3 protein-coding genes are annotated in these 3226 nt (G+C 66.7%); 2 read left to right on the top strand and 1 reads right to left on the bottom strand.

What is annotated here, in order from left to right; all coding sequences use genetic code 11:
• Positions 1–882 (bottom strand): hypothetical protein (locus ABZD10_RS14650; protein ID WP_372887620.1); only part of this gene is annotated, 882 nt, incomplete at its 3' end.
• A gap of 162 nt (positions 883–1044) precedes the next feature.
• Here ABZD10_RS14650 and ggt point away from each other — a divergent pair.
• Complete coding sequence (ggt, locus tag ABZD10_RS14645) at positions 1045–2829, top strand: gamma-glutamyltransferase (RefSeq protein WP_372887618.1); 1785 nt, start codon at positions 1045–1047, stop codon at positions 2827–2829.
• 94 nt (positions 2830–2923) lie between these two features.
• Positions 2924–3226, top strand: a 303-nt coding sequence (locus tag ABZD10_RS14640) for an FAD-binding oxidoreductase (protein WP_372887616.1), incomplete at its 3' end; no start/stop codon positions are given.

The following is a 3226-nucleotide window of genomic DNA, read 5'->3' as shown; positions in this document are numbered from 1 at the left end:
GGCGAGAAAGACGGGAATCCATGCCAAGTGGGTGCCATGGCCGTCGGCCCGCATGATGCTGCGTGCCTGGTCGTGCGGATCGCCCGCGGTGCCGATCTTTGCGGTTCCGTTCGCGCGCACCTGATTGGCGTGGTAGGTAACGGCGTCGTTGAGGCTGTATTGTCCGAACTTCGGTGAAAACCGGTCGACCCCGTTCATGTGCAGGATCGCCGCGCCATGTACGATATGCTGCATCACCTCATTGTTGTTGCGCAGATCGCTGGTGAAATAGGGCGCTTTTCGAAGCGCTCGCAGATAGGTATCGAATTGCCGCAGGTTGCGCGAAAACCCTTTCTGGTCGTCAGTCGCCGCAGTCCACATCAGTTGCGACACAAGGATGGCGGCCCTGTGGTCCTTGGACGTGGCTCGGACCTTCGAGTTCTTGCTCAGCTTGCCGACCCAGGATCCGATTTCCTTCACATCCTGTGACGACAGTGCATTTCTGCCCCGTAGGTAATCGACCGAATGGGCCACGGACTTGATGATCGTCGTCGAAACAAATGCCGGGCTGGAGCCGCCCGGGCCTTCGAAATCAAGCTTCGTGAATGCGCCACTACGGGCCGCGGCAAGCAGGCGTTCGCGCAGTCTCGCCTCCTTGGCCCGACCGATGGCGGCTGCGTTCAGATGGGCAGCAGTGTCCCAGACGAAAAGCGCGCCGCTGCCCTTTTGCAAGGGCCATTTGAACCCTTGCAACGTGGTCGAAAACTCCGCCGTTCCGGCGGTCTTGGAAAACCTGCCGCAGTCGGAAGGTCTGACATGCTGGGTGCTCCACAGGGTTTGCGCCTGGGCAGGAAGGGACGAGGCGACGAGAGCTAGCGAAATGCTGCAGACAAGAGCCTTCATGCGACAACTCCTTTTTTCAATAGGGTGTGGTCAATAGATGAAATCGTCGCCTTCTGCTTGACCGCATGTCAAGAAGGATTGCCGCTCCGGTGGCCCCGGCCGTGGAAACAGATTGCCAAAGGGGCGTGCCGCGCTAGGCTGTCTGTGAACAGGGAGGCTGCCATGCGCGCATTCACCAAGACCATGGCCGTGGTGCTGGCGCTGGGCGCCGGGGCGGCGCCGGCGCAGCAGAGCGCCGATGCCCTGGCCCCCGAGGCCGCGACCGCGCTGGGGCGGGTCGAAGGCGGGCCGCTGGCGGCCTCGCAGGGCGCGAAGGCGGCCGGCCTGCCGGTCTTTGCCAAGGACTGGATGGTGGTCGCGGCGCACCCGCTGGCGGTCGAGGCCGGGGGCCGGGTGCTGCGCGCGGGCGGCACGGCGGCCGACGCCATGGTGGCGGTACAGGCGGTGCTGGGGCTGGTCGAACCGCAGAGCTCGGGCCTTGGCGGCGGTGCCTTTCTGGTCTGGTACGACGGCGCAACCGGCGCGCTGACCACGCTCGACGGCCGCGAGACCGCGCCGCTTTCGGCCACGCCGCGGCTGTTGCAGGATGACGCCGGCGCACCGCTGGGGTTTTTCGACGCGGTGATCGGCGGGCTGTCGGTCGGGGTGCCGGGCACGCCGATGCTGATGCAGGAGGCGCATCGCCGCTGGGGCCGCGCCGACTGGCCGGGGTTGTTCGAGGCCGCGATCACCCTTGCCGAAGACGGGTTTGCCGTGTCGCCGCGCATGGCGCAGTCGGTGCAGCGCGACGCCGAAAGGCTGGCCCTGCATCCCGGGACCGCCGCCTATTTCCTGCCCGGCGGCCGGCCCGTGCAGGCCGGAGACAGGCTGCGGAACCCGGCCTATGCCAGGTCGCTGGGGCTCTTGGCCCGGCAGGGTGCGGCGCCCTTCTACAGCGGAGAGATCGCGGCCGAGATCGTCGCCGCGGTGCGCGGCGCCCCGCGCCCCGGCACCCTGAGCGCCGAGGATCTGGCGCTTTATCGGGTGAAGGAACGCCCCGCCGTCTGCGCCCCCTACCGCGGTTACGATGTCTGCGGCATGGGGCCGCCGTCGTCGGGCGCGCTGGCCGTGGGGCAGATTCTCGGCCTGCTGTCCCCCTTCGACATGACCGGGCTGGGGCCCGAGGATCCGCAGAGCTGGCGGCTTATCGGCGATGCCACGCGGCTGGCCTTTGCCGACCGGGGGCGTTACGTGGCCGACAGCGATTTCGTGCCGGTGCCGGTGCGGGGCCTGCTGGAACGCGGCTATCTCAACGACCGGTCGGAGCTTTTGCGCCGCGACGACGCCCTGCCCGGGGTGGCGCCGGGGCAACCGGCCTTCGATCACACGCTGAACTACGCCGATGACGCCGATTTCGCCCGTCCGGCGACCTCGCATATCAGCATCGCCGATGCCCATGGCAATGTCCTGTCGATGACCACCACGATCGAAAACGGCTTTGGCAGCCGGGTGATGGCGGCGGGGTTTCTGCTCAACAACGAACTGACCGACTTCTCGTTCCGGTCCCATCGCGACGGGGTGCCGATCGCCAACAGGGTGGAGCCCGGCAAACGTCCGCGTTCGTCGATGGCGCCGACCATCGTGCTGGACAGGGGGCGGCCGGTGCTGGCCATCGGCTCGCCCGGGGGCAGCCGCATCATCGCCTATGTCGCCAATGCCATCATCGCCCATCTCGACTGGGGCATGGACGTGCAGCAGGCAGTCTCTGTGCCGCACCGGGTCAACAGGTTCGGCCCCTATGACGTCGAAGACGCTGCCATGACGCGCGATCTCGAGGCCTTCGGATACAGCGTGACGCGGCGCGGGCTGAATTCCGGGCTGCACGCGATCGGTTTCGGAGACGATCCGCGCGGCCGCCTGCAAGGGGGCGCCGACCCGCGCCGCGAAGGGCTGGCGCTGGGTCAGTGATCCCCAGTAATACGGATGTTCAGCTCACCTGACGCCGTGTAGTCTTTGCTCCGACAAGAATGAACTGTTCACAGACAGCGACAGGGGAAGCACCATGGTCCAGGCCACCGATCTGCCACGCAACGAAGAGGGAATCGCCGCCGCGCTGGGCATTTTGAAACAGCGCTTTGCGGAGAAGTTCCAGACTGGCGCGGCAATCCGTGAACAGCATGGCCACACCACCACCTGGATCCGCAACCAGATGCCCGATGCGGTGGTCTTCCCGCAGGACAGCTCGGAAGTGGCCGAGATCGTCAAGATCTGTGCCGCCCACAGGGTGCCGGTGATCGGCTATGGCACCGGCACCTCGCTCGAGGGGCATGTCAATGCGCCGGCCGGCGGCGTCTGCGTCGACATG

The sequence above is a fragment of the Shimia sp. genome, assembly GCF_041624275.1.
In the GTDB taxonomy this organism is placed as follows: Bacteria; Pseudomonadota; Alphaproteobacteria; order Rhodobacterales; family Rhodobacteraceae; genus Shimia.
This window is presented reverse-complemented; position numbering and strand designations above follow the sequence as displayed.

Coding starts and splice junctions, on each gene's coding strand:
- ggt (WP_372887618.1), top strand. CDS start 1,045: ATGCGCGCATTCACCAAGACCATGGCCGTGGTGCTGGCGCTGGGCGCC.